This is a genomic window from Arsenicibacter sp. R0_47 (genome assembly GCF_057652235.1).
This window is the reverse complement of record NZ_JBYFCJ010000001.1, coordinates 562,444-588,434: the sequence shown is the minus strand read 5'-3', so window position 1 is coordinate 588,434 and position 25,991 is coordinate 562,444. Positions and strand designations below refer to the sequence as shown.

The following is a 25,991-nucleotide window of genomic DNA, read 5'->3' as shown; positions in this document are numbered from 1 at the left end:
CAAGACAAGCCTATAAAGCTCATTTACAGATAGATTACAGAGACTAATCAACCAATTACAGGGTACCGAGTGCTTTTTTCAGTTGCAACTGCCCGACCAGTACGTCATACACGGCCTTCAGGTAGTTGTTTTCGGCATTCTGCAAGGTGTACTCACTATTCCGGAAGTCGGCCAGTAAGAGCGTACCAGCGTCGAAACGTACCCGGTCCACCGCCAGAATAGCCTGTGCCTGGGTAATATTCCGGCGGGTTTCGGTCAGGTTTTCGCGGGCCTGCTGCACCGTATTCAGGGCGCTTTTAGTTTCGTAATCGACATCGGTCCGTATCCGGTCAATCGTCGTCTGGTTAATTTGCGCCCGTAACGTATATTCCTGCTGGTTCAGGCGCGTCTGCCGGCCATCAAAAACCGGAATATTCAGCTTAACACCCACGTAATTGTACGGAAACCACGTATTGGCCGTAAACGGGTTGAATACATCATTGAACTGCTGGACAAAATACGCCCCGTAAGCCGAGACGGTCGGTGCCAGCCGGGCCCGTTCGCGTTGCAGATTCAGCAGGTTGGTTTGCCGGTTCAGTTCTTCCTGCCGCACCTCAATCCGCTGTGCCGGTCCGGCCGGGAGCGCGGTTCCGGCTTTTTCGTCCACAAACAAAGCCGCCAGCGAATCAGCAGGCACCACAGGGCGCCCTTCCGGCGCATTGAGCCGGTAGCGCAGGTTTTCCAGACTCAGCGCGTAATCACGCTGGTTGTTACGGTGCGTCAGCTCGGCATTGCTCAGGTCAAGGCTAAAGCGGTCGAAGTCTGTTTTGAGCAGCGAACCGGCGTCAAACCGCGTCTGTGCCTGTTCCAGATAACGCTGTGCCCGTTGCCGTGCCCCGTCTGACAACCGGAGTTTTTCACGGTTGAAGACCGCCTGATAGTAGGCTTCGGTGATCTGCTGCCGCACATCAATCCGGAGTTTTTCCAGCCCGGCCTGCTGACTTTCAACGCCGATCTGGTTTAGTTTCCGGTCAACCCTTGACTGGGCGTCATAAATCTTCTGATCGGCCTGCGCGCCCAGCAGGTTGTTAAACGGCACCCCGAATTTTACCCGTACATCCTGCCCGTTGGCAAAGGGTGCGTCTTTCAGCACACTAGTCTGAATCTGCGTATTCCACCGCAAATCCGCCGACGCGTTGACCTGCGGCAACCACCCCGCCTGCCGTTTGGCCTCCTGCCCTTCGGCAATGCGGAGCTGGAGTTGCTGGCCCTTGAGTTCCGGCCGGTTTTCCTGCCCCAACCGCAGGGCTTCGTCCAGCGTAACCGGCGTCTGTGCCAGGGCGCTGCCCGTCAGCCAGCAAACCAGATAAGCAACTATATAAATGCTGTTTCTCATAGTAAATAGTCTCTTAAAAATATCTTGCGTTTCGCGCTGTCCTACCCCCTGAACACCTGAGCGGGTTCCAGGGCCGTGATCCGCCGGATGGCGAACAGACTGCCGCCCAATGAGATGAAGAGCGTAATGGCAAACAGCGCATATTCGAACCAGGCGGGGAAGTAAAACAGCGTGCCGGACTGCGCAATGCCAAACCGGAAGCCCTCCACCAACAACCGGCCGACTACATAACCCAGCAGGGCAAACAGCAGCGCCTGCGTCAGAATCAGGCGTCGGATGTAGCCGTTGGTGGCTCCGATGGCCTTGAGCGTGCCGTAATCCTTGATCCGGTCGATGGCCGCCGAATAAAGCGTCAGACCAATGATGACCAGCCCCGAAATGATCGCGAAACCGATCAGGCTGCCGAACGAAGCCGCAATGCCGTTGGTCGCCAGTACGGTTTTTACCGTCGTTTGGGCAAAATCTTCGGCATCCCACGCCCGCACCCCGTTGATGGTCTGGTTAATGGCCTGAATTACCGCTGCGGGATCTGTACTGCTTTTCCATTTAACGAGGTAAAAACTCACCTTGTCGTTCGAAAAACCGGTCAGCGCACGGGCGCGCTCAATGGTTGTGAAGGTGTAGGTCCCTGCTCCGAAACCACGTACGCCTTTGGTCAGACCGGCATTGTATACCTTCCTGCCGTTTACTTCAAAGTAGTCGCCTTCTTTCAGGCCACCAAGGGCTTTGGCGTCGTAGAAATCGGTCAGGATGGCTCCTTCGGGCAGCATATCTTCCTTGCGGGCAGTGTACAGCCGCCACGGACCGCCGACAAAATCCGGCGCTTCGGAGCCGATCAGAGCGAGGCCGCCAATGGCTCCGTTGGCAAACTTAGCGGCCCCCGACGCAATCACCACCGGATACACGCGCTCTACGCCCGGCAGCGACGCAATCTCACGGCCCTTCCGGACATCCAGGGGCGACAGCTGGTTAGCATTGCGTGTCGTCTCGTCGGTCACCCAGATATAGCCCTGATTATTAGCCACCAGGCTTTTCATGGCATCCGTCAGGAAGATAAAAACCCCCGCCTGCTGCCCGATCAGAAACACCGAAATGATAACGCCCGCCAACGCACCGATCGACTTAGGCTTATCGTATTTTATGAACTTAAACGCCGTTTTTAACATACGCTGAGGGGCCTATGGCTGAGCAGCCGGTTGATTACCAACCTGAATAAGACATTCGACACGGGCGCCGATCAGCACTTTGTCGGGTTCGTCGATTTTTACCCGCACCTCGCGCACCCGCCGGTCTTCCAGGTTACCGGTATTGTCCGAAAACAGAGATTTCTTGCGCAGGTACGGCGACGTCAGCACCACAGTCCCCGTCGTCAGGACCTCGTTGCTGCCCTGTGGCCGGATGACCGCCTTCTGCCCGACCTTGATTTTGATCGCAAACAGCTCGTCGATTTCCGTCAGGGCAATCAGCGGCCCCGCCGGTGCAAACTCGCCGATCGACTGGTTCGTCGTCAGGTACTGCCCGACCTTTGCATCGAGCGACAGCAGCGTTCCGTCGGCGGGGGCCTTCACCGTTTTTTGTCCCTGCACGGTGTTGTAGTAGCCGATGTCAGCCCTGAGTTCGGTAATCCGGCTCTCGCTTTGTTTGAGTTCGGCTTCGGCCGCTTTAATCTGCTGCTGCACATCCGATACCGTATAGCGGGAGTCTTCCAGTTCTTTCTGCGTCAGCGCGTTGCCTTTAAAAAGTTTCTCGTCGCGTTGCAGGTCGGCCTGTGCTTTAGTCAGCTGGAGGCGGAGTTTATTCAGGTTCTGCCGGGCGGCTTCGATGGCATCCTGCTGCGTACCGATTTTGGTGGTCGCCTGCCGCAACTGTGCCGATTCAACGGCATTGTCCAGCACGAGGATGGTCTGTCCTTTGGTCAGTTTTTCGCCGATATTCACCTTCACGTCACGGATCAGGCCGCCGGTCTCTGCCGACAGTTCCGTAATGAGGGCTTCGGGTTCAATGATGGCGATGCCCAGCACCTCGCTGATGGAGGCCGGTTTACGGGTAGTCGTCAGCGAATCGGCGGCGGCTTTGTTTTTGGCACTGTCGTCTTTACCCCCGCAGGCGAGCAACCCTGGCAGGACACAGAGTATAAGTAGTCGTTTCATGATAGCGTATAGATCTTCGCGTTGATTAGTAATCGGTTAGGCATCAAATCCGCTCACTTCGGTCACCTCCCCGTTTTCGACCTCCACAATGCGGTGGGCATAGCTTTTCAGGCGCGGGTCGTGGGTGACGACCGCTACCGATTTGCCCTGATCGGCGAGTTGCCGCAGTTCGTTCATGACCACGCCCATGGAGTTTTTGTCGAGCGAGGCCGTGGGTTCGTCGCACAGGACGAGTTTGGGGTTGGTCACCAGCGCACGGGCGACGGCAATGCGTTGTTGCTGCCCGCCCGAAAGCGCTTTGGGCAGGTTTTTGCGGCGATCAGTCATACCCACGATGGCCAGGGCCTGCTCGGTGCGGTCCCGGGCTTCGCGGGCGCTGACGCCCTGCAACTGCAACGGCATCATCACGTTTTCTTCCGCTGTCAGCGGGGCCAGCAGGTTAAAGTTCTGAAACACAAAGCCGATGGTGTTCAGCCGGAGCCGCGCCAGTTCTGCGGCATTCAGTTTGTTCACGTGCTTCCCGTCAACCCATAAGTCGCCGTAACTCGGATAAATAACACAGCCAAGCAACGACAACAACGTAGTCTTACCGGACCCCGATGGCCCGATAATCAGCAGTAATTCGCCTTCATTGAGCGTAAGCGACGTCGGTTGCAGCGCCACAATGGTCTGATCCCCCGTTTTGTATTCTTTTCCTACAGACTTAAGCTCTGCAATCATAGCTTATAGACGTCTATTGATTATTTTTACTATGAAACCGTAGCTTGACTAAAAGGTTTTGAAAAGTAAGTAGGGAAGGAAGATTTTTTTGCCGTAGAAGACCAGCAAGTACGATTGGATAAATCAATGAGTATATCTATAATTACAAGCATAGAGGTTGACCAGAGTTAGGCACTCCTCTTACACGTTAAAGCATTGTAGGCCAACACTATTCACAACATGAAAGAACATCCCTATCAACAAGCATTACAATTCTTGAACTTTGAGAACGTATCTTTTCCTGATTTGCCTGAGGCAATAGGGGCCGGTGTTAACCAATTACTCATTAGGTTCCCCGATCATGAAGAACAGATCATTCATGACCTCCCTGAGATAGTTAGACTGATCTATTTAATCAGCGAAACGGAATCAATTATTACCAATGATGGATTGCTGACCGTGTTCATTAACTACGACCGAAACCAGATAGACAGGTTTGAAACGGCAATTGAACAAACAGGCCATAAGACCTATATTTCACTATTTAAAAAGGCACGTTCTTTAGCAGAATCAAAATACACTCTGAAAGCCGGGATTAGTATGGCAGACGACCTGCCGGAGGCTGATATTGAAGAGTTCTTCGGCCCGAAAATAATTAACCGGATAGAAGCTCTTGAAGAAAAGTTAATCGATTTACAAAGTAGTGGTAAATATTGGGATCATATACATGCCATTTACACCGCAAGCCCGAAAAAATAGCTTATTTATACTCCCTGAATTATGCCCGTTGGTTATCAATTAGTAAATCTGGATAAAAAAGAGACAATAGGATTCGCCCGGATAGATATCGGCAGCAGTTTCCTCGAGCTGTCCGGTACCGTGGTGTTTGGTAGTCTGCTGAGCTACTATATGCTCAAAAACATTGGGGACAAAATCACTTTTGCTAACGACTCCGAAGACGACTTTTACTTTTTCGGAATTCATTATACATGGAAGGACTTTCATGATTACCGAAATGTCACCGAAGAGCTTATAAATGAATTGATTCATTCAGGTTTGTACGAAGACCGAGGAATCATATGGATAGACCAGGACGAAAATCTATACTACCGAAATATAATTAATACATTCGATCCTAAGTATGGTTAATCAACAGGGCATGACTCACAACATGCTGATTTCCAGAACTTATAAATACTCTAATGATTTCAAAAGTTCCGGGCGTTCAGGGATGTGATCGATAACGCAGGTGATTACCGGCAGCAATGGTTTGCATTCAAACACCAGCGATACGTGGATTGGGTCAACCGGCAGCTGCCGGTCGAGGATTAGCCCTCGCTGAACCTCTTCCCATTACTAGACATCCTAAAACTTTTTGTCCCTCTTTTGCGTATATTTATAGCAAAAGCTATGAGATCATAGTATAATGGACAGCGGAGAAAAAAAATTAGTTGAATTAGTGAACCAGTGGGCTACGTACAGCGAACAGCACCCCAATGCCGGACTGGCCGATTTTTGCCTGCATTACCTGACTGAACACTCATCCTTTGCTGCGCCGACTACGGACGCGGCTCATTGGGCCGAAAGCCTGAGCAATCAGGCACCGCGGGCAAGTGTGCCCATGAGCATGGATGCGCGGCTGGGCTCCCTGGTCGGCAAGCTGTCGCGCTACGCGACAATCTATTCCAAAAAAGCCATGCAGCCCCTGAATTTCAAGGGTATTGACGATCCGCTTTACCTGATGGCACTCCTGCAAATGGGTACCCCCAAGAAAAGCGAGCTGATTTATGAGATGCTGTCGGAGTTTCCGTCGGGGATCGACATCATTAACCGGCTGATCAAAATGGAGTACATGGAAGAGTTTCCGGACGAGACCGACCGGCGCTCGAAACGGCTCCGGATTACACCGCAGGGCATGGCTATCGTACAGCAGTGCTTTCCCGAACTAACCCGCGTGGCTGACATTGCGTTTGGTACGCTGACCGACGGCGAAAAGGCTGTTCTGGTGCACCTGCTCGACCGGTTGGCCATCCATCATGCCGACCATTATAAAGACCTGCGGAACGCCGGTTTCGAAGAAGTTTACACCCGCATGTCCGACGCCTCATAAGCCCTGCCCGAAGCCAACCAAATCCGGTTTTCTGATGTTAGCATAGTGGTGAAAGGCGAAAGAATCACTTCGCACTTTCGCTCTTTAGCCGTATAGGCGGCCACTCTTTCACTCTTTACTCCATGCAAGACATCGAACCCTACTACGGCTGGGAAAAATATTACGTCTCAGCCGACGACGAGCGTTCTCCCTTCTACGGACGGGAGTACAACCTGAATCAGTACGAAAACACCATCTATGGGTATTACATTCATCCGCTCTGGGATGAAATCGGCTCCGAAACGCTCTATTGCAAGATTTTGTTTGCCGACTACGAACGCCGGTATGCCATCATCGAACTATTCGGCGAGTGGAACGATACGCTCCATAACGACATCATGTACCTGAAACGGCAGGTGGTTGACCTGCTCAACGACGAGGGTATTAACCATTACGTACTCATTACCGAGAACCTGCTTAACTTCCACGGCTCCGACGACAGCTACTACGAAGAATGGTTCGACGATGTAGAAGAAGGCTGGATTGCGGCCATCAACGTTCCGGAGTTTATCGAGCGTGAGTGGAAGAAATACCACCTCGATTATTACATCAATTTCGGGGGTACGCTACAGGTCGGTAACTGGCGGACGCTGAAGCCCAAAATGCTCTTCGAGCTGGTGAATAACCTGATTGTGCGCCGGATCGGATAAGTTAGCCAACGGTATGCCGGGAGTCATTGAAAATGTCCGGAAGAGACTCTAACTTACAGACTTATTACTAACCATTCTGACACATGAACGAGAGCACAAAAAACGAAGCCAAAGAGAGCGTTTCTGATAAATTTGATACCCTGAAGACTGAAGCCGGCGAGCAAATTAACGCCGCTTCGGAAAAGCTGGGTGAACTGAAGGATCAGGTTGTTAACAAGGTCAATGAAATGGCGGCTGAGGTCGACGTTGACGGGCTGAAAACGCAGGCCTCTGCCAAATTAGCCGAACTGAAAGCGGAAGCCGGCGAAGTGGCCGCCACCGCCTCTGCCAAATTCGACAGCCTGAAAGCCGAAGCCGGCGAGGAGTTGTCGGAGTTTAAGGAAGGTGCCGCCGAAAAACTTACTGAACTGAAAGCCGAAGCAGCCGAAACGCTGGAGGCAGCCGAAAAAAAATTCGATGAACTAAAGGCCGAAGCCTCGGAGCAGTTTGACGAACTGAAAGAAAAAGCCAAAGATGCCTGGAATAAATTGTTTTAATGCGTAATTCCCGAAAAAGCGTCTGTAATGTCCGGCCATACTGGCCGGACATTTTTGTTTTAAGCACAATTTAATAGCCCGTACATCATTAGTTTTGTTAATTTAACAAACAAAAAGAAACTTTTTATTTCCTGTTAATGAGTAGTTTACACAAGACACAGGTTTTAGTTAATCACGTAACCGTCTATAAATTTTCAAATCTTATCAACCAGCATGCAACGGTTCGAAACCAATTCCTGTCCGGCCATACAAACCGGAAAGAAGGTTTTCGATCCGACAGCTAAAGAAACATATGCCCTGGCTAACTCCGATTAACCAGCCACTGACCGCTGCGCAGGCGGCACACCTGCTCAGACGGGCCACGTCCGGGTCGACCCCCGGGCAGGTTAAGTCATTTACGGGCCTTTCGCCGGCAGCCGCTGTTACGCGGTTGCTGGCCGACCAGCCGGTCCCTGCCCTGCCCCTCGACGCAACAACGGGGGAGACCTACACCGACAAACCTTTCGTGGAAGCATCTCAGGGAAATCACCAGAACTGGCTTAAGGGCTGGTGGCTGAACCTGATGATCAGCGAGGGTACGTCGGTACGGGAAAAAATGGTGCTTTTCTGGCAGAATCACTTCGTGACAACCTTCGCCGAGGTGAACGACAGCCGGTTTATGTACCGTTATAACGCCCTGCTGCGGCAGCATGCCCTCGGCAATTTCTCCGATTTCGTGATTGCGGTGACTAAAAATCCGGCCATGCTCCGGTACCTGAACGGCAACCAGAACACCCAGGGAAAAGCCAACGAAAATTACGCCCGTGAATTGCAGGAGCTCTTTACGATCGGCCTTGGTAAAGGAAACTATACCGAAGCGGATGTAAAAGCCGCCGCCCGCGTCCTGACGGGCTGGACCGATACCGGCTACCGGAACACAACCATCCCTACGATCGGGGCAACCTTCCGGATTGGCCAGCACGATACGCTCGACAAAGCGTTTTCGGAGCTCTATGGCTCGGTGCTGATCAAAGGCCGGACAACGGCTACCGCAGGTGATGACGAGATTGCGGACCTCATCAAAATGATTCTGGCCCAGCCGGAAACAGCACGCTTTATCGTCCGGAAGCTGTATATCTGGTTTGTTGGTGCAGACATCACGGCCGATGTCGAAACGAATTTTATAGAACCCCTGGCCAAAATTTTCCGCGACAATAACTATCAGATCAAACCGGTGCTGACGGCCCTGTTTACCAGCAGTCATTTTTATGACGACGCAGTGCGGGGGGCTATGATCAAATCTCCGGTTGAGTTGATTGTAGGCTGCCTGCGCTGGTTCGGTGTACCGGCGCCCGATCCGGTAAAGGACACGACTAACTTTTACACTTATACCAATTATCTGCTGACCCGTGCCCGTGAGCAGCAGCAGAACCTGATGGACCAGCCAACGGTGTTTGGCTGGGAGGCCTATTATGATACAGGATACTATCAGAACTGGATTTCGGCTAATACGCTGGCGTTACGCGGATATTTTACTGATCAGCTCGTGAACGGCCTGATCAAGGTAAACGGCAAGGCCTATACGTTTGATCCGGTCGAGGTAGCGAAAACCCTGCCCGATCCGTCGGATGCCTTTAAACTGGTTGACGATCTGACGGGGCAGCTTTTTGCCACTACGCTGACCAATACCCAGAAGGATTTTCTGGTGGATACGGTACTGCTGGCGGGACTGCCGCGCTACGAATGGCCGGCCGACTGGATCGATGCGGCGCAGAATAACATCGCGGCGAAACGCACGGTCGTGAAAATGAAGCTTACCAATTTATTCCTGTACTTACTCCGCATGGCCGAATTCCAACTCCTATGAAACGTCGTCATTTTCTCAAACAGGCAGCTGCCGGGATGATGCTTCCGGTGTTTTTTGATGGCTACGGCGCACGCGCTTTCGGGCAGGAATCGGCCTTTGTACAGGCGCTGGCCAAACTGGCCGACGTAAACGACCGGGTACTGGTGATGATCCAGCTCAATGGCGGCAACGACGGTATCAACATGGTACTGCCGCTCGATCAGATGAGTAAGTATACCTCGCTCCGGTCGAACATCGCCATTCCGGAAGCCAAAGCCCTGAAGCTGTACAATACGCTCACCACAGGCCTGCATCCGGCTATGACCGGCCTCCAGACACTGGCCAACGACGGTAAACTGGCAATTGTACAGGGGGTTTCCTACCCGTCTCCGAACTTTTCGCATTTCCGGGCAAGTGATATCTGGTTTACCGGTGCCAACGCCAGCCAGACGCTGACAACCGGCTGGCTGGGCCGCTACCTGAATACCGAATATCCGGGCTATCCCGATAAATACCCGAACACCAGCATGCCCGACCCGTTGGCGGTGCAGATCAGCGCCATTGCGTCGACAGCCTTGCTGGGCCCTGCTCAGTCGATGGCCATTGCGATTCAGAACCCTGACACATTCGCCACACTGGTCGGAGACAAAGCGGTGCAGGATCCGGGCACAAGCACCAATACCCCCGCCGGCCGGAACCTGACGTTTATCCGGCAACAGCAGGTATCGTCGGTTCAGTACGCCGCCCAGCTGAAAACCGCTGCTACAAAAGGCAAGAACCTCGTTACCTACCCGACCAGCAACAGCCTGGCCGACCAGCTGAAAATTGTGGCCCGCCTCATTCACGGCGGTTCACGTACCAAAGTCTATTATGTCTCTCTGGGCGGGTTTGATACCCATGCCAGCCAGACAACGGCCACCGATACCACTACCGGCACTCACGCCAACCTGCTCAAACAGGTTTCTGACGGGATCAAAGCTTTCATGGACGACCTGAAAGCACAGGGCACCGAAGACCGCGTTGCCGGTATGACGTTCTCGGAATTTGGCCGGCGGGTGGCGTCGAACGGTAGTGTCGGTACCGACCACGGTACGGCTGCACCGGTGTTTGTCTTCGGCAAAGGCGTTAAAACACAGTTTATCGGCAAAACCCCGAACCTGTCTGACCTCGATAACGGCAACCTGAAAATGCAGTATGACTTCCGGCAGATTTACGCCACGCTGCTGACCGACTGGCTGGGCGAAACGACCTCAACGGTGACGAGTGTGCTGCAACAAAGCTTTCAGCTGCTGCCGATTTTCCAGCAGCTTTACCTCGGCACCGAAGACCCCGTCGCGGAGTTCCGGCTCTATCCGAATCCGGCCTCCAGCGAGGTGTTCCTGCAATCCGACGTGTTACGGGGCAACGTCCATACCGTCGATGTCCTGAACTCGGCCGGGCAATGGCAGCGCGTACCGACCCGCCGCCTGGCTGCCGATCAGTTTCAGCTGACCGTCCGCGACCTGCCGATGGGTACCTATATCATCCAGGTTGAAACGGATCAGCAGCGGATCAGCAAACGCCTGCTGGTAACGCGCTAACGACAGACCACTGAGACGAAAAGCGCCGTCCGGATTGATCCGGACGGCGCTTTTCGTCTATATTTACATCCTATCCGGCTTTGCTATGCGCTCAATCGTCATTATTGGCAACGGTATTTCGGGCATTACCGCCGCCCGTGAAATCCGCAAACACAGTGCTGACTACATCACAGTTATTTCGTCAGAAACGGAGCACTTCTTCTCCCGCACGGCCCTCATGTACATCTACATGGGCCACATGCAGTACCAGCATACCAAGCCCTATGAAGACTGGTTCTGGGCCAAAAACCGGATAGACCTGGTGCATGCCCATGTCAGCCACCTCGATACGGACGCCCGGCAGCTAACCCTGTCAACTGGTCAGGCCGTGTCGTATGATGTACTTGTTCTGGCACTGGGTTCAACGTCAAATGCCATTGGCAATCCGGAGCAACCGCTCAGGGGCGTGCAGGGGCTTTACAGTTTTCAGGATCTGGAGCGCATGGAGGCCGATACGAAAGGCATCCGGCAGGCGGTCGTGGCAGGGGGCGGTCTGATCGGGATCGAGATGGTGGAAATGCTGCTGTCACGGGGCATTCAGGTGACGTTTCTGGTGCGGGAAAGCAGTTTCTGGAATCAGACACTCCCCGAAGCCGAGTCGGCCATGATCACCCGCCATATCCGTGAACACAACGTAGACCTCCGCCTTTCGACCGAACTAGCCGGACTGGTTGACGACGGAACAGGGCGGATATCGGCCGTACGGACAACACAGGGCGATGAGATTCCGGCTCAGTTTGCAGGCATTACCATCGGCGTACGGCCGCAGCTCGGCCTGGCAGCGCATACGGCCATTGAAACAGACAGGGGCATTCTGGTGAATGAGTTTCTGGAAACCAACGTACCGGGTGTTTACGCCATCGGCGACTGTGTGCAGCACCGGAACCCGCCCGGAGGCCGGAAAGCGGTCGAACAGATCTGGTATACCGGCCGCATCATGGGCGAAACCGTTGCTAAAACCATTCTGGGCCAGCGAACGGCTTACCGGCCCGGCGTATTTTTCAACTCGGCCAAATTCTTCGATATTGAGTACCAGACCTACGGCATCGTCCCGGCCCAACTACCCGACGACGGCAGCCTGCAAAGTTTTTACTGGCAACATCCGGACCAGACCAAAGCCCTCCGCATCGTATTTACCGGCGACGAACGGCAGGCGGTAACCGGTATACACACCTTCGGCATCCGGCAGCGGCAGGGCATTTGGGAAGGCTGGATCGAGACCGGCACCCCGGTTCAGCACGCGATGGCGCACCTTTCCGGAGCTAATTTTGATCCTGAATTCACACAACGCCACGAACCGGCGATTATCCATCACTTCAACGGGATGTTTCCGGAACTGGCCGTACCGGTACCCAAAACCAAACGAAGCTGGCTGAGCCGGTTAGTGGGTTAGCAGGTATTAATAGATTACCGCTACGGTTGCCTCTGCCTTATCCGTCAGCAAGCCGTATACCATCAGTTTTCCGGCGGCGATGCGTCCGGCAAAGACTTTTTTCTGCCGTAATAACGCTATTTCCTGCTTCAGTACTTTTTCGGTAAGGGTTTGGGGCGTATCTTCACTGTTTGCCAGCTGCCGGATAAATAACTCACAACCAATGTCGTATTTCCTGCCGTTTGCCAGCACATTGTTTATGAACAGACACGATGTATCGGCGACAATATACACATGCGTGATATGCTCCCGTTCAATGAAGCGGTCAACCGGCGCAAAAAAATCGTCATCATAGATATGAAAAACGGACGCAGGAGCCGTCAGAAAATAAACGGCACCGGTCTGTTTACCAATGAAGTTTTCTATCTGACAAAACGGACAAACTAAAAACAGGCTGCTGTGTGGTGAATGGGTAAGTTTACCGGTACCAGCTGCGTGGCTCCGGTCCTGACCATTTTCAGTCAATACATGCATGATAATTTACGGGAAGGGGAAAGGTTGTTAAGCACAGGCAGGTGCAGAGCTATAAGAGGATGGAATCCACCCTCTTATAGCTCTTCTGAATCGGTAAACCCTGCATCGCTCAGATACTTCATAGCCAGCAGGATAAGGATCAGTGAAGCAGCCGTCAACAGGCTGGACACCAACCGGTCTTTTATCCAAAAAGACAGTAGCAGACAAACTAAAGCCGGAAAGATATAGCAGAACGGCAGAATACGGCTTCTCATTATCAGCGGATTACTACATCGGAGGCCAGCCGGCAGTTTGTTTTGGCCGATAGAATTGCCTGCCGCGCATCATGCATTGACTGCTGCAATTGCCGGATACGCCGTTCCCGCATTTTGATGTCTTCTTCGCTGTCACTCTTCTCAATTTTACGCTCGTGAAATTTTATTTTAACCGCTACCAGCCGGGTCAGAATATCAAGCGCTTCGGAGGGTGTAAAATCGCCTTTAATCAGTTCTATGTTCATCATTTTCTGTGATTATTGCCCTTGACCAAGTGAAAAAGCCGGTTTGCCATCGAAGGCATACAGGTTTTCGGTTTTGATTACATCTATGTTTACGGCTTCGGCTGCCTGCAACAGCCCGATGATATGCTGTTTCGTGATCTGTTTGCCAGCCAGAGGTTTAAAGCGGCAGCGCCAGTGATCGGTGCAGAACGTTTCGGGGAAACCATCCGGATACACTTTTATACCGCGGTTCGTAATCATATTCAACTGAATGTCAGCCGTATTCAGGTTTTCAACAAGCGATGCCAGCTCATTTACATCTTTACCGTTCCAGTGCACAAACAGGTCAATGCCCTGTAACTCCTTATGCTTAGCCGGTTTCCGTTCGTACGCCGGCAGGGTCAGGGTTGTGCCATTGGCGTAGTGAACCGCCTTCAGCTGCGCCGGTTGCTGCCCCAGATTCGTAATCACGGCTTCGGCAAACTCTTTCGTGCCGACCTTTTGCGTGCTGATTCCTTCCTTGTAAATATCATAGGTATGAATGCCGTCTTCAATGGTCTTCAGCCACGCATTCTGCACCTTCTCCGCAACGTCGGCCTGGCCGATGTGTGTAAGCATCTGAATAGCTCCCTGCAGCAAACCGGATGGATTGGCCATATTCTGACCGGCACGGCGGGGCGCCGATCCGTGGATAGCCTCAAACATGGCACAGGTCTCCCCGATGTTAGCCGACCCGGCCAGCCCCACCGACCCTGCAATCTGGGCCGCCACATCGCTCAGGACATCGCCGTAGAGGTTCGGCATGACAATCACGTCAAAGGCTTCGGGCGTATCGGCCATTTTTGCCGCCCCGATGTCGATAATCCAGTGTTCATGCTCAATATCAGGGTACTCCACCGCGATTTCGTCAAACACCTGATGAAACAAGCCGTCGGTCTGCTTCATGATGTTATCCTTCGTAAAGCAGGTTACTTTTTTCCGGCCATACTGACGGGCATATTCAAATGCGTACCGGACAATTTTCTCGCAGCCCGGACGGCTGATGAGCTTAAGACACTGCACGACTTCATCCGTTTGCTGGTGCTCAATGCCGGCGTACAGATCTTCTTCATTTTCCCGCACAATCACAATGTCCATCTGCGGGTGTTTGGTTTTGACGAACGGATGCAGGCTGATACACGGACGGATGTTGGCGTACAGCCCCAGGAACTTACGGGTCGTTACGTTCAGGCTTTTGTAGCCGCCGCCCTGCGGGGTTGTAATCGGTGCTTTCAGGAACACTTTATTCCGGCGGATAACGTCCCACGATTCCCTGGCGATGCCCGACGTGTTGCCGGCTAAGTACACCTTTTCGCCTATTTCAATTTCATCGATCTCAATCCGGGCACCTGCTGCTTTAATGATCGAGAGCGTGGCATCCATAATCTCAGGGCCGATACCGTCACCTTTTGCTACCGTTATGCGTTGCATTTTCTTCGTGTTGATTGACGGTGCAAAACTCAGCAAGCTAGATTATAAGTAAAAATATAACTTTGCAATGCTCATCATAAATACTTTTTATGAACTATACACTTAATCAGCTCCGTGTTTTTTCAAAAGTGGTGCAGACCTTGAGCATTACAAAGGCCGCTGATGAATTGCACCTTACGCAGCCTGCGGTTTCCATTCAGCTTAAAAACTTTCAGGATCAGTTCGATATCCCGTTAATCGAAGTGATTAACAAGCGGATTTACGTCACTGATTTCGGAAAGGAAATAGCCGGAGCGGCGGAGAAAATTCTGACGGAGGTGCATGCCATCAGTTTTAAAATGCACGCCCACAAAGGGCAGATTACCGGCAAACTAAAGCTGTCTGTTGTATCGACCGGCAAATATATTGCGCCCTATTTCATCGCTGATTTTATAAAACAGCACCAGGGCGTAGAACTGCTGATGGATGTGACCAACAAGGCGCAGGTGGTGCAGAGCCTCGAAAAAAACGAGGTTGACTTTTCACTGGTCAGCGTACTGCCGGAAACGTTAAGCACAGACCATGTTGAGCTGATGCAGAACAAGCTCTTTGTGGTCGGAAACAAGGATGTAGCGTTCGACAGCACGGAATATGACAGGGATATTTTCGAACGCATTCCGCTTATTTACCGGGAACAAGGTTCGGGCACGCGGCATGTCATGGAGCGGTTTATCAAAAGCAATAGCCTCCCGGTGCAGAAGAAGATGGAGCTCACCAGTAACGAAGCGGTTAAGCAGGCCGTTATTGCCGGTCTGGGGTATTCCATTATGCCCTTGATCGGGATAAAAAATGAACTGCAAATCGGTCAGTTACAGATCATTCCGGTAAAGGGGTTTCCGATTAAATCAAACTGGTACCTGATCTGGCTCAAAGATAAAAAAATGTCGCCGGTAGCCGGCGCCTACCTCAATTACCTGAGGCAGGAAAAGCAAAATATCATCCAGAACAAGTTTGACTGGTTTGAAAAATACTGATCTTGTGGTGGTGACGCCCCGTCAGAAGACGCCACCACCACAAGGTTATTTCTTCGCACTGATTGCCCCGCCCGGAACCAGAACCGCTTCTGAGCCCTTCAGCTTTTGCGCATCGGCCTCTTTCAGCTGCCAGTTCTGATCAAAATTTCCGTCGGCAATGATGTTTTTGGCCGACCCCTTGAAGAGTACGAAATCCTTCCCGACCACCGGACTTGCCAACGGCTTCGGCAGCAGCCACGAAAGCCCCTGGGCCGATGACGGGTCCGTCCACCACGGTAGCCCGGAGCTGACAACAACATAATGCCCGGCCGCCGGAAAGACGTAAAACAAGCCATAGTCAGCACCGGTATTGGTCAGCTGCATCGGCAGCAGCCCGCTGTATTTATCAATCAGGCTGTTTGTTTCTTTGGTACCAAACAAAACCAGGTTGGCATCGGCCAGATCGCTTGGCCGGACATCCTTATCGGCCAGAACACGCGGAAAAACCATGATCCGGCCCAGAAACGGTCCCCGGTCAACCGGCCAGTTGGCGGCTTGTGCGGCGACCTCGGCGCGTGCCTTCAATTCTGCCGGCGAGGGGTTGCCGCCGGTACCGTAGACATACACATGGCGGGTCGCAAAGGCCTCACTGATCGGCCCCTCGGCACCGCGTTTTTTAGCCGTCATGGCCGGCTGATAGGCGTCAAGCTGCCAGTTACCGTTGCGCTGTACCAACGAAACCGAATCGGCGGTCTGCGCCGAAAAGCTCTTGCCGTCAATGGCAATATCCAGTGGTTTTCCGGCTTTGAACGTCGGATGCCCCGACAGCTTCAGCGTCAACGCCGTCAGTCCGGTGGTGCTGATATCCAGCCGGTTTTTGCCCGTAAACTTCGCGTCTACAGTTGCCATCGTGCCGGGGTCCAGCTCATCCAGCCTTACCCAATACGCCTGATTGTAGTTGTAGCGCGACGTAGTAAACCGTACCCGGTCCGGAAACCGGTTCCGCTTAAACTGCTTAAACCAGCTAAAGATAAATCCATCCTTGTAGGCATTTTCCCAGCTGTTGTGCTTTACGCCCGGATATTCCACATACTCCACCTGACTGCCCAGGTCTTTCAGGTTTTTCACCCAGCCACGCGAAACGGCAACCGGCACAGCCGGGTCGGCATCCCCGTGAAAAAAGTGAGCCGGCACATTCAGCGCATTTCCGGCGAGCGCATCGGTACCCTGCGGCGGTGCGGGACATACGGGCGCAATGGCCGCCCAGATATCAGGACGCGTCAGGCCGATCCAGAGCGTACCGCCCCCGCCCATTGACAGACCGGTCAGATAGGTCCGGTCTTCATCCACCGAAAACCGCTTTTTCACATCGGCCAACACCTGATAGACATCGGTTTCAGCCACGCCCTGATAGCCCATCGTACCCCGCGCAAACGGCGAAGCCACAATGTAATCCACATCGGCCCACTCCTGAAAATAGCGGGATGCTTCAACATCCGTTTCGTCGCCGACGTTGCTTTTGCCGAATACCCGCTTTAGTTCAAGGCGGTGATTAGACCCCGCCCCGTGGAGCATCATTACCAGCGGGTACTTCTTTTTGGGGTTATAGTTTTTGGGCAGATACAGACCATACGGCTGTTCGGTGTCATCGACCGATGAGTGAAACGTCATCACCTGCGGACCGGATGACAGTTTTTGCGCCAAAGCCGGACGCAACACGCCCGGACCGGTAGCCAGCGCTATTGTCAGCGCAATTTTATAGCTGATTTTCATAGAATTAAGCTGTTATTTACCCTGCGACAGAACAGAAGTGGTTAGTTTTCCGTGTAAAACCGGCCGGTCATCCTTCGTAGCCGGATTGATGACCACTACACTTTTCGTAAACGTTACCTGTACCTGATCCCCGTCGAAACGGCAGGTTACGCGGTCATAGTGCGCTGTTTCGTTGAAGCGCCAGATCATTTCGAACGTATTCGGGTCGGTCCAGGTACCGCTGGCGGAGACTTTGGTTTTTGTTTCGCCTGGCACCGGCGTCGGCACCAGTTTAATCGGAATAATCGACAGCCCGGTTTCGCCCTGCACACGGCGACCCAGCCCGCACAGAATCCGGTGTTCGCCCTGGTCGTTGCGCATGGTAAACAGACAACCCTCCTTCCCGAAATTCAGCCCGACAGTTTTCACGCCCATCGAATTCGCGTCTATCGCAAACGTCTTACTGCTAATTTGAGCCGACATCGGCGAGGTTGACGAAACCACCGGCAACGGCATGGATAAGGCCGCCAGCTTTTGGGTAAGCTGCTGATGTGCTGCGGCATCGGCCGGTAAGCTCTCCGGCCGGAACCCGCCCAGAATGTGCGTCCAGACTTCATCCATAACGCCCTGCATATCGCCCGTTTCGCTGGTAATGGCCACTACGGCATCTTCCTTCGGCAATACAATGCAGTATTGCCCGAATGCGCCGTCGCCCCGGTACGCGTCGTGGCGGCAACGCCAGAACTGGTAGCCGTAGCCCTGTAGCCAGTCATTCTGTTCTTTCGGCCGCCCGCCGCCTGCCGACTGTACCTGGAAGCGGGTCGCATCGGCAACCCAGGCTTCGGGCAGAATGCGCTTGCCGCTCCACATACCTTTCTGCAGGTACATCTGTCCGAATTTGGCAATGTCTTCGGTTTTTACGCGCAGTCCCCAGCCGCCCACGCAGATGCCGTTCGGGTCGACCTCCCAGTCGGCGCCTTCGATGCCCAGCGGGTCGAACAGCCTTGGTTTCAGATACGCCAGAATTGGCTGGCCCGTCAGTTTCTGTACGATGGCCGACAGCATGTAGGTGGCCCCGCTGTTGTAGACGAAATGCGTCCCCGGCTGGTGGTCAACGGGCTGCGCCAGAAAGGTTTTCACCCAGTTCGGGTCGCTGCCTCCCCGCACAGCGGCGGTTGTGTCCTTGTCGTGCCCAGTCGACATCGTGAGCAGGTCTTTGACCCGCATCGCCGCCAGATTCGCGCTGATCGTGGCCGGTACGTCGTTCGGAAAAAACGACACTACTTTGTCCTCAACACTCAGTTTACCTTCTGCCACCGCCAGTCCGACGGCCGTTGAGGTAAAGCTCTTACTGAGGGAATACAACGTGTGTTTGAGCGTCGGGCTATAAGGCGCCCACCATCCTTCGGCCACCACCTGACCGTGCCGGACAACCATCACACTGTGCACGTTTAGTTTCCGGGTCTCAACGGCGTTGATAAAATCGAGGAGTTTAGCCGACGACACGCCCTGTGTTTCCGGCAGGGCACGCGGCAGTCTAACTGTCCGGTTGGGTCCGGCGAGAGCCTCGTGCGGCAGGCTGGTAACGGCATACAGGCCGGCCAGCCCCCAGCCCATATGTTTCAGGAATTCTCTGCGATTGGTTTCCATCATTGGTAAGGGTTGTTTTTAAACTCCCCGAGGGTTCAAAACCCTCGGGGAGTTAGGTTATTTATCTAAACCCCGGATGATCACAGATTTACCTATCTGCTCCGGCTTTTTCAACTACAACATTGTGACTTTTGGCTACAGCCGTTTTTTGCGCAGTGCAGAACTTTGCATCAACAAAAAACAGAAACAATGAAACTATCAGGCAACACAGTTTTAGTAACAGGCGGAACGGGAGGGTTCGGCATTGAATTCGCATCCAAACTTATTGCGTTGGGCAACACGGTTATTATCACCGGACGAAACACGCAGAAACTTCAGGACGTTAAACGGCAGCTGCCGCAGGTACATACCATTCAGAGTGACGTGAGCCGAGCCGACGACATAACACAGCTGTATGAGACCGTCGTCCGGACGTTTCCGGCCCTCAACATCCTCATTAACAATGCGGGTGAAATGCGTAAAATCAGCCTGCATCATCAGCACGAGCTGACCGACATTACCCGCGAAATCGACATCAACCTGAATGGACCTATCCGGATGATTCAGCAGTTTCTGCCGCACCTCAAGACAAAACCCGATGCCGCCATCATGAACGTGACGTCGGGCATTGCGCTGATGCCCTTCCCGATTTCGCCGGTTTACAGTGCCAGCAAAGCAGGGCTCCGGTCCTATACGCAGGCCTTGCGGGTCCAGTTAAAGCACACGAATATTAAGGTTATGGAGCTGGTTGCGCCGGGTTCTTCGACCCCGCTGAACGATAAATTTGTCAACGAAGACGGTTTCAATGCGGGTATGTTAATGGCGCCGGACAAAATTGTGGACGCGGCCATCAAAGGGCTGCAAAACGACAAGGATGAAGTGTATCCGGGCCTTGCCGGTGTCATGCGTATGCTGAGCCGGATTGCTCCTAAGCTGCTGATCGCGCAGTCGGGCAAAATGGGCGCATCCTTCATGTACGGGAAATGATTAATTTGTCTCTTAAACAACGCCAGCAATGAAAATCGTCAGTATTATCCTTCTTTTAGTTTCCGCCTTTCTGAGCATCAAACACGGCTGGGACGCGTTTCAGCCGGCCAATGCCGAACAGACAAAAATGATGGCCGACTTAGGGATTACCAAATACGTGATACCGTTTGTGGGCGTACTTTCCATCCTGATCGGCCTGATGCTGCTTTTCCCGCAGACCTTTTTTATCGGTAATCTGCTCAATGCGGTTGTTATTCTGCTGATCATGGCTTTGTCGCTGCGGGCCGGAAACGTTCGGATGGCTCTCATCGAAATTCCGTTTCTGGCCTTACCGCTGCTCTTAATCTGGTTAAAATACCCGTTCAAAAACTAACTGTCATGGACCACACAAAGCCATACCGGATCAAATCCATCGCCGAGATCCACCGGCTCATGAACCTGCCAAAGCCACATCATCCGCTCATCGGCATCATTGACCTGAAAGGACTTCGGAACGACACGGGGATCAACGCCGTTGTTTCAGACTTCTACGTGGTATCGCTGAAGCGGGGGTGCGACAAGCTGCTGTACGGTCAGCAGAAATATGATTTCGATGAAGGGCTCATGGCGTTTATGGCTCCGGGGCAGGTTTTGCGCGGCGAAGACAACGGTGTACCACACAATCTGGACGGCTGGATGCTGTTTATCCACCCTGATTTTCTGTGGAATACGGCACTTGCCAAAAAAATCAAACAGTACGAATATTTCGGCTATTCGGCCCATGAAGCGTTGTTTCTATCCGACAGGGAAGAAACGCTCATTAACAACATTGTAAACAACATTCGGGAAGAATATCACGCCAACATCGACAAATTCAGTCAGGATGTGATCATTGCCCAGCTCGACGTCCTGTTTACCTATGCCCAGCGGTTTTATGAGCGTCAGTTTATCACCCGGAAGATCACCAGCAGCAAAACGCTTGACCGTGTAGAGGACATTCTGACTACCTACATCAACGACGAAGAGCGGCTATCCGAAGGTCTGCCCACTGTACATTATATAGCCGACGCGCTCCACATGTCGACCAAATACCTGAGTAACCTGCTGAAGCAGCTCACCGGCCTCACCACCCAGCAGCTGATCCACGAAAAGCTGATTGAGAAAGCCAAGGAAAAGCTCTCGACCACCGAACTGTCCGTCAGCGAAATCGCCTACGCGCTTGGTTTTGAGCATTCCCAGTCGTTCAATAAGCTGTTTAAGGCGAAGACAAAACAGAGTCCGCTCGAATTCAGGCAGTCGTTTAACTAATCAACTCCCCGAGGGTTTTGAACCCTCGGGGAGTTAATCCAGTATCCTGTCACCTCACAACTCCTTCACCGCGATTCGCCGGAAGCGGTGGGCGCCGCCGGGCTTCCAGGAACCGGCCATGCTGAAGGCCTGCACGCCGGGCTGGTAGGCCGACGACCAATGGGCCTGTAAGCCGATCATGCCTTCGGTCTCGCCGGCGACAAAGTCATTTTTGGGTTCGGTAATGTCCCACATCAGCACATCATTTACCCACAACGTCAGGTGCGGCACCTCGCCTTCCATCCGGATCCGGAATGCGTTCCAGTCGTTGGCCCGCCAGACCGACGCCAGTTTCGTGGCTTTGGCCGACTGGCTGATGGGCAGCATTTCGCCCAGCAGGTCGCCGGTGCCGCCGGGCGTGGCCAGCTCAATCTGATAGGCCTGTCCGCTCTCCGTCGACCGCAGGAAAATGCCGCCGTTGCAGAACGAGTCAATCTTCGCCTCCAGATACAGCTCAAAATTGCGGAACTTCCGGTCGGTCAGCAAAACACCTCCCTGCCCGTACGGCTGTTGCTTAAGAACAATCGTTTCGTTTTCCACGTAAAAATTACCGGTCGTCCCCTGGTGGGTAGTCCGGCTTTTGTGCCATCCGGTCAGATTTTTCCCGTTGAACAGCGGCCGGAAGCCTTCCGGTATACCGCCCGTCTGTCCGAAGGCATGGATTACGGATAATACGCTCACCAGGAGCCAGCTTATCTGAACAATTCGTTTCATTTTTCTGTGTTTACCTCCATCACCACCCGGACCCCGACATCCCAACCATTGGCCGGCCCGGCAGCGTGGGTCATGTACGTTGCATTTTTTACATCACCGACGAACGACGCCCCTTTGAGCACGTGCTGCCTGCCCGTACGCGGCGGCACCGGATCGGCAAACTGCCGGTCGTTGTACCAGTCCTGCACCCACTCCCAGACGTTACCGAGCGTATCGTACAGCCCCCAGGCATTGGCCAGTTTCTGCCCGACCTTGTTGGTGGTGCGGGTGCCGGTCTGCGCCGTTTGCCAGATGGTTTTCCACGGAATATCACCCTCCGCACCGGCGCGGGCCGCATATTCCCACTCAAACTCGGTCGGAAGCCGGTACCGGTGTACCTTGTCCAGTTGATTCAGCTTCGCGACAAACGCCTGTGCATCGGCCCAGGTAATGTTCTCCACCGGATGATCAGCCGTTTCACCGGCTACTTTATCGCCCTGAAAAACAGACGGATTCCGGCCTGTTACCTGCGTCCATTGCCGCTGGGTTACTTCGAACCGGCCAATGTAATACGGCTTCCGGATCGTGACCGGAAAGCCCGGACGTGCATCTTGCCGGGCCAGCTTTTCGGCCAGTTTAAACTCCGCATCGGTCCAGTGCACATCCTTGTCGCCGGGCTTAGGGTACACCGGCTCAAACCGGCCCACCACCATCGTACCGGGCCTGATGAGCACAAACTCCATCCCGGCCACATTGGTAAATGATGCCGGCTGCGCCATCAGCCCGCCCGACAGCAGTAGACCGGCCAGGACCGCGTATATGCGTTGATAACTAGTCATATAGCGTAATTGAGGCTAACGGAAACAACGCATCGGACGCTGGCACCTTGTCGTTCCGGAACATAAAATAGACAGCATGCCGCCCACGGACCGCCTGTGTCAGCGTCGCCCGGGAGGCGGTTGTTTTCAGGTTACGGTCGCTGCCCGGCGGCCCTCCCCAGAAATTGCCGATGCCGCCCGGAAACTTCTTGATGTTAAACTGCTCTTCCTTCAGCTCCGTCGTGCCGATAACCGGCCCCGTCGGCGAATCCAGCCGGATGTCGATAAAGCCGCCACGGTAAATGTCGTACAGGTGCCAGTTGGGTCGGAACTCAACCTGCCGCACATCCGTCAGGTCAAGCTGGCGGAAGCCGATGTATGTGTTTGGCTTAGCGGTCATAAAGGTGTAATCGTCCAGTTGATCGCGGACCGCTCCCTGCACCACTTCCGCATCCGTTGGCAGCAGACGCGGTGTCCGCAGCACCACAAGCGCTTCCGTTGTCTGCGACGGCACGGTGGTCGGCCGGTCGGTATAGGCGGCCCGCAGCAGGTATTTGCCTCGTCCCGGATCATCGGCCGGCACCCGCGTCGTGTATGTTCCCTGTACCGGCAACGTACTGATTTTCTGTGTATCAATCGCCAGTATATACCTGACGATGGTCCGGGCATCGGCAAGCGCTAGGGTCGGGTGGGCCGGCATGATAGCCTCCGTACCCCAGACGCCGGTACCGCCCGCAATGATTTTTCTGGCCAGCCGGTCGGTTGCTGCCGGATCGGTTTTGTATTTGTCGGCCACCTGCCGGTACGACGGACCGACGCCTTTGCCAACCGCATTGTGGCAGTTCCCGCAGTCGGTTTTGCTGATCATCGCCCGCGCCACGGCAAACTGCGTCGAGGCATCGACTTTCTGCTGGTTGATGTGCGCGTCGGCAAAGTCAAAGCCTTCCGACACATAGTCAACGCTTACCGCTACCTGCTCCGGTTTGATCCGGCCACTGCTCAGGCTGCCATCCTCCCGATCCATTACAGCCACGGCATACTGCACGGGCTTTTCCGGAAAAAAGAACTGCGAATTGCCCGCCAGCGTCAGGCTTACGGCCGGTGGTTCGTTACCCGCCACAAGACGTAGTGTCTGGCTGTTTCGGGCGCCATGTGTGTCAGTAACGGTCAGCGTCGCCGTATACACACCGGCCTTATCAAGAATAACCGATGGATTAGCCGTTGTGAACGAGCGGGTTGGCTGACCTTTACCCGTCACCTGCCAGTGGTACGTCAGCCGGTCGCCGTCGTAGTCTTTGGTCCCCTCCGACAGCAGCGTTACCGACAGCGGCAAGGCCCCACCCCGCTTACTGGCCGACGCCTGCACAACCGGTTTGCGGTTACCGGCATTATACTCAATCCGCACCAGCCGCGCCTCCGATGGCGATTTCAGCGTACTGCCGCCGTATTCCAGCACGTACAAATCGCCCTCCGGCCCGAATTTCAGGTCAATCGGCTGGCGGGGATGGTAGTCAGGGGCGAAACGCTCCATATGGTCGTAATCGCCGTTGGGCTTCATGCTGATGGCCATAATCCAGAACCGCGACAGATCAGCGGCCAGCCACTTGCCTTCGTAATAGGCCGGGAACGGGCGCTTCGGGTTGCTGAAATCAGCCTGGTGATAGACCGGCCCGCCAATGGCACAGCGCGAACTCGACCCCACCAGCGGAAACGTCTCCGATACCGCGTAGGGATAGTAAATAAACGCCGGTTGCGCCGGTGGCAGCTCCGTCAGGCCCGTATTATTGACCGACTTGTTGACAGGCCGCTGCGGATCAAGCTTGTACGTCGGCTTGTTGGCGGCATAATCGTAAATCGGGTACGCGTAGTTGTCGCCGATAAAGTAAGGCCAACCGAAGAAGCCCGGTTTCCGCGCCTGATTCAGCTCATCGTAGCCGCGCGGCCCGTTCTCCGAATCCACATCGGCATCCGGCCCGATTTCGCCCCAGTAGAGCCAGCCGGTTTTACTGTCAACAGACGGTCGCCAGGCATTGCGGGTTCCCATGATATAAATTTCCGGCCGCGCGCGGCGGTCGCCGTTTTTCGGGAACAGGTTGCCGTCCGGGATGCTGTAGGTGCCATTCGGTTCGGGATGGATCCGCAGGATTTTTCCCCGCAGATCATTGGTATTACCGGCCCCGCGCTGGTCGTCCCAGCGGCTGCGGCCAGGCCGTTCATCGGTCTGGGCCGTATAGGAGTTGCCGGTATTGTTCCCCACAGTCAGGTAGAGGTTACCGGCCCTGTCCCAGGTCATGCCCCCGCCCGTATGGCTGGTTTCGGCACGGTCGACCGGAATTTCCAGCAGGACATTTTCAGAAGCCTGTATCAGTTTATCGTTCCGCAGCTCCCAACGGGTAAGCCGCATCTTGCTTTCGGTCGGGTGGGCATAATAGAGGTAAATCCAGTGATTTTTCGCGTAGCCGGGATCCATTGTAAAGCCGACAAGCCCTTGTTCGTTTTCCTTAAACACCGGAATGGTAGCAATCAGACCGACGGTTTTGGTAACCGGATCAACTTTTTTGAAGGCGCCCTTGTGCTCAATGATGTACACCGAACCATCCGGCAGCACCTGAAAAACCATCGGTTCGTCCAGGACGCCCTCGGGGGTCAGCACTACCGGCGTAAAGCGGTTATCATCGGGTTTCGGCGGTTTGTCATCAATAACGCTACCTGACAGCAGAACGCCTGCCACGAGGCTGATCAGGCCAGCAAACGGCCATATCTTCATCATAAAACTATCAATACAGGATTTATCAAGGACAAATTACGAAACTTTCAGGAGTTTATATTACTTTCCGGTATGCTCCCTATTCTGCTCTGGCTGATGTATTTACCGTATGTCAGGACAGCAGAAGGAGTTACGCCTGTTTGTATGGCCGTTTGGTTCTATAACCGAAT

General features: G+C 53.8%; 25 protein-coding genes. 12 read left to right on the top strand and 13 right to left on the bottom strand.

The window, feature by feature from the left end; all coding sequences use genetic code 11:
- Positions 1-55: 55 nt before the first annotated feature.
- The 4 genes from AC23NW_RS02400 to AC23NW_RS02385 are packed head-to-tail and all read right to left on the bottom strand — an operon-like array spanning position 56 to position 4,245.
- Positions 56-1,375, bottom strand: coding sequence for a TolC family protein (locus AC23NW_RS02400; protein ID WP_487447459.1), 1,320 nt, complete (start codon positions 1,373-1,375; stop codon positions 56-58).
- A 41-nt stretch (positions 1,376-1,416) separates the two neighbouring features.
- Positions 1,417-2,541, bottom strand: a complete 1,125-nt coding sequence (locus AC23NW_RS02395) for an ABC transporter permease (RefSeq protein WP_487447458.1) — start codon at positions 2,539-2,541, stop codon at positions 1,417-1,419.
- Positions 2,542-2,553: 12 nt separating this feature from the next.
- A complete protein-coding gene (locus AC23NW_RS02390) occupies positions 2,554-3,525 on the bottom strand; it encodes an HlyD family secretion protein (RefSeq protein ID WP_487447456.1) in 972 nt (323 codons plus the stop codon).
- 36 nt (positions 3,526-3,561) lie between these two features.
- Positions 3,562-4,245, bottom strand: a complete 684-nt coding sequence (locus tag AC23NW_RS02385; protein ID WP_487447455.1) for an ABC transporter ATP-binding protein — start codon at positions 4,243-4,245, stop codon at positions 3,562-3,564.
- Between the two features lie 219 nt (positions 4,246-4,464).
- On the opposite strand from AC23NW_RS02385, the gene AC23NW_RS02380 reads away from it, so the two are divergent.
- The 8 genes from AC23NW_RS02380 (at position 4,465) to AC23NW_RS02345 (ending at position 12,396) form a co-directional block, all read left to right on the top strand.
- The gene (locus AC23NW_RS02380) at positions 4,465-4,983 is read left to right on the top strand and encodes a DMP19 family protein (RefSeq protein WP_487447453.1); all 519 of its coding nucleotides are present in this window, start codon (positions 4,465-4,467) and stop codon (positions 4,981-4,983) included.
- 21 nt (positions 4,984-5,004) lie between these two features.
- Complete coding sequence (locus AC23NW_RS02375; protein ID WP_487447451.1) at positions 5,005-5,373, top strand: hypothetical protein; 369 nt, start codon at positions 5,005-5,007, stop codon at positions 5,371-5,373.
- 277 nt (positions 5,374-5,650) lie between these two features.
- Positions 5,651-6,334 carry a MarR family winged helix-turn-helix transcriptional regulator gene (locus AC23NW_RS02370; protein WP_487447450.1) on the top strand — a complete coding sequence of 228 codons (684 nt, stop codon included), beginning with the start codon at positions 5,651-5,653 and terminating at the stop codon, positions 6,332-6,334.
- A gap of 122 nt (positions 6,335-6,456) precedes the next feature.
- Positions 6,457-7,023 carry a hypothetical protein gene (locus AC23NW_RS02365; RefSeq protein ID WP_293833332.1) on the top strand — a complete coding sequence of 189 codons (567 nt, stop codon included), beginning with the start codon at positions 6,457-6,459 and terminating at the stop codon, positions 7,021-7,023.
- An 83-nt stretch (positions 7,024-7,106) separates the two neighbouring features.
- The gene (locus AC23NW_RS02360; protein ID WP_487447448.1) at positions 7,107-7,559 is read left to right on the top strand and encodes a hypothetical protein; all 453 of its coding nucleotides are present in this window, start codon (positions 7,107-7,109) and stop codon (positions 7,557-7,559) included.
- A gap of 292 nt (positions 7,560-7,851) precedes the next feature.
- On the top strand, positions 7,852-9,405 hold the full coding sequence (locus tag AC23NW_RS02355; RefSeq protein WP_487447446.1) for a DUF1800 domain-containing protein: 1,554 nt from the start codon (positions 7,852-7,854) through the stop codon (positions 9,403-9,405).
- The gene (locus tag AC23NW_RS02350) at positions 9,402-10,964 is read left to right on the top strand and encodes a DUF1501 domain-containing protein (protein WP_487447445.1); all 1,563 of its coding nucleotides are present in this window, start codon (positions 9,402-9,404) and stop codon (positions 10,962-10,964) included. The genes AC23NW_RS02355 and AC23NW_RS02350 overlap by 4 nt, the downstream gene beginning before the upstream one ends.
- 85 nt (positions 10,965-11,049) lie before the next feature.
- The gene (locus AC23NW_RS02345; RefSeq protein WP_487447444.1) at positions 11,050-12,396 is read left to right on the top strand and encodes an NAD(P)/FAD-dependent oxidoreductase; all 1,347 of its coding nucleotides are present in this window, start codon (positions 11,050-11,052) and stop codon (positions 12,394-12,396) included.
- A 6-nt stretch (positions 12,397-12,402) separates the two neighbouring features.
- On the opposite strand, the gene AC23NW_RS02340 is transcribed toward AC23NW_RS02345, so the two are convergent.
- The 4 genes from AC23NW_RS02340 to AC23NW_RS02325 form a co-directional block, all read right to left on the bottom strand.
- Positions 12,403-12,909 (bottom strand): hypothetical protein, encoded by a 507-nt coding sequence (locus tag AC23NW_RS02340; RefSeq protein WP_487447442.1) that lies wholly within the window; start codon positions 12,907-12,909, stop codon positions 12,403-12,405.
- 74 nt (positions 12,910-12,983) lie between these two features.
- The gene (locus AC23NW_RS02335) at positions 12,984-13,163 is read right to left on the bottom strand and encodes a hypothetical protein (RefSeq protein ID WP_487447440.1); all 180 of its coding nucleotides are present in this window, start codon (positions 13,161-13,163) and stop codon (positions 12,984-12,986) included.
- A gap of 2 nt (positions 13,164-13,165) precedes the next feature.
- Positions 13,166-13,411, bottom strand: coding sequence for a hypothetical protein (locus tag AC23NW_RS02330; RefSeq protein ID WP_487447438.1), 246 nt, complete (start codon positions 13,409-13,411; stop codon positions 13,166-13,168).
- 9 nt (positions 13,412-13,420) lie between these two features.
- Positions 13,421-14,857, bottom strand: coding sequence for an NADP-dependent isocitrate dehydrogenase (locus AC23NW_RS02325; protein WP_487447437.1), 1,437 nt, complete (start codon positions 14,855-14,857; stop codon positions 13,421-13,423).
- An 89-nt stretch (positions 14,858-14,946) separates the two neighbouring features.
- On the opposite strand from AC23NW_RS02325, the gene AC23NW_RS02320 reads away from it, so the two are divergent.
- Positions 14,947-15,870, top strand: a complete 924-nt coding sequence (locus AC23NW_RS02320; protein ID WP_487447436.1) for a LysR family transcriptional regulator — start codon at positions 14,947-14,949, stop codon at positions 15,868-15,870.
- Between the two features lie 45 nt (positions 15,871-15,915).
- On the opposite strand, the gene AC23NW_RS02315 is transcribed toward AC23NW_RS02320, so the two are convergent.
- Together AC23NW_RS02315 and AC23NW_RS02310 are read right to left on the bottom strand one after the other, a co-directional pair.
- Positions 15,916-17,622 carry a carboxylesterase family protein gene (locus AC23NW_RS02315; protein WP_487447435.1) on the bottom strand — a complete coding sequence of 569 codons (1,707 nt, stop codon included), beginning with the start codon at positions 17,620-17,622 and terminating at the stop codon, positions 15,916-15,918.
- A 12-nt stretch (positions 17,623-17,634) separates the two neighbouring features.
- Positions 17,635-19,254 carry a serine hydrolase domain-containing protein gene (locus AC23NW_RS02310; protein WP_487447433.1) on the bottom strand — a complete coding sequence of 540 codons (1,620 nt, stop codon included), beginning with the start codon at positions 19,252-19,254 and terminating at the stop codon, positions 17,635-17,637.
- Positions 19,255-19,440: 186 nt separating this feature from the next.
- Here AC23NW_RS02310 and AC23NW_RS02305 point away from each other — a divergent pair, with 186 nt between their 5' ends.
- The 3 genes from AC23NW_RS02305 to AC23NW_RS02295 are packed head-to-tail and all read left to right on the top strand — an operon-like array spanning position 19,441 to position 21,504.
- Positions 19,441-20,217 (top strand): SDR family oxidoreductase, encoded by a 777-nt coding sequence (locus AC23NW_RS02305; protein ID WP_487447432.1) that lies wholly within the window; start codon positions 19,441-19,443, stop codon positions 20,215-20,217.
- Positions 20,218-20,245: 28 nt separating this feature from the next.
- Complete coding sequence (locus AC23NW_RS02300; protein ID WP_487447431.1) at positions 20,246-20,590, top strand: hypothetical protein; 345 nt, start codon at positions 20,246-20,248, stop codon at positions 20,588-20,590.
- 5 nt (positions 20,591-20,595) lie between these two features.
- Complete coding sequence (locus AC23NW_RS02295) at positions 20,596-21,504, top strand: helix-turn-helix domain-containing protein (protein ID WP_487447429.1); 909 nt, start codon at positions 20,596-20,598, stop codon at positions 21,502-21,504.
- 54 nt (positions 21,505-21,558) lie between these two features.
- Here AC23NW_RS02295 and AC23NW_RS02290 read toward each other — a convergent pair whose 3' ends face one another.
- From AC23NW_RS02290 to AC23NW_RS02280, 3 genes are read right to left on the bottom strand one after another with little or no spacing between them, the layout of a single operon-like run.
- Complete coding sequence (locus tag AC23NW_RS02290; RefSeq protein WP_487447428.1) at positions 21,559-22,257, bottom strand: 3-keto-disaccharide hydrolase; 699 nt, start codon at positions 22,255-22,257, stop codon at positions 21,559-21,561.
- Positions 22,254-23,075, bottom strand: a complete 822-nt coding sequence (locus AC23NW_RS02285; protein ID WP_487447426.1) for a formylglycine-generating enzyme family protein — start codon at positions 23,073-23,075, stop codon at positions 22,254-22,256. Before AC23NW_RS02285 ends, AC23NW_RS02290 begins: the two co-directional genes overlap by 4 nt.
- Positions 23,068-25,824: a PQQ-dependent sugar dehydrogenase gene (locus AC23NW_RS02280; protein WP_487447425.1), complete on the bottom strand. Its 2,757-nt coding sequence runs from the start codon at positions 25,822-25,824 to the stop codon at positions 23,068-23,070. Before AC23NW_RS02280 ends, AC23NW_RS02285 begins: the two co-directional genes overlap by 8 nt.
- Positions 25,825-25,991: the final 167 nt, after the last annotated feature.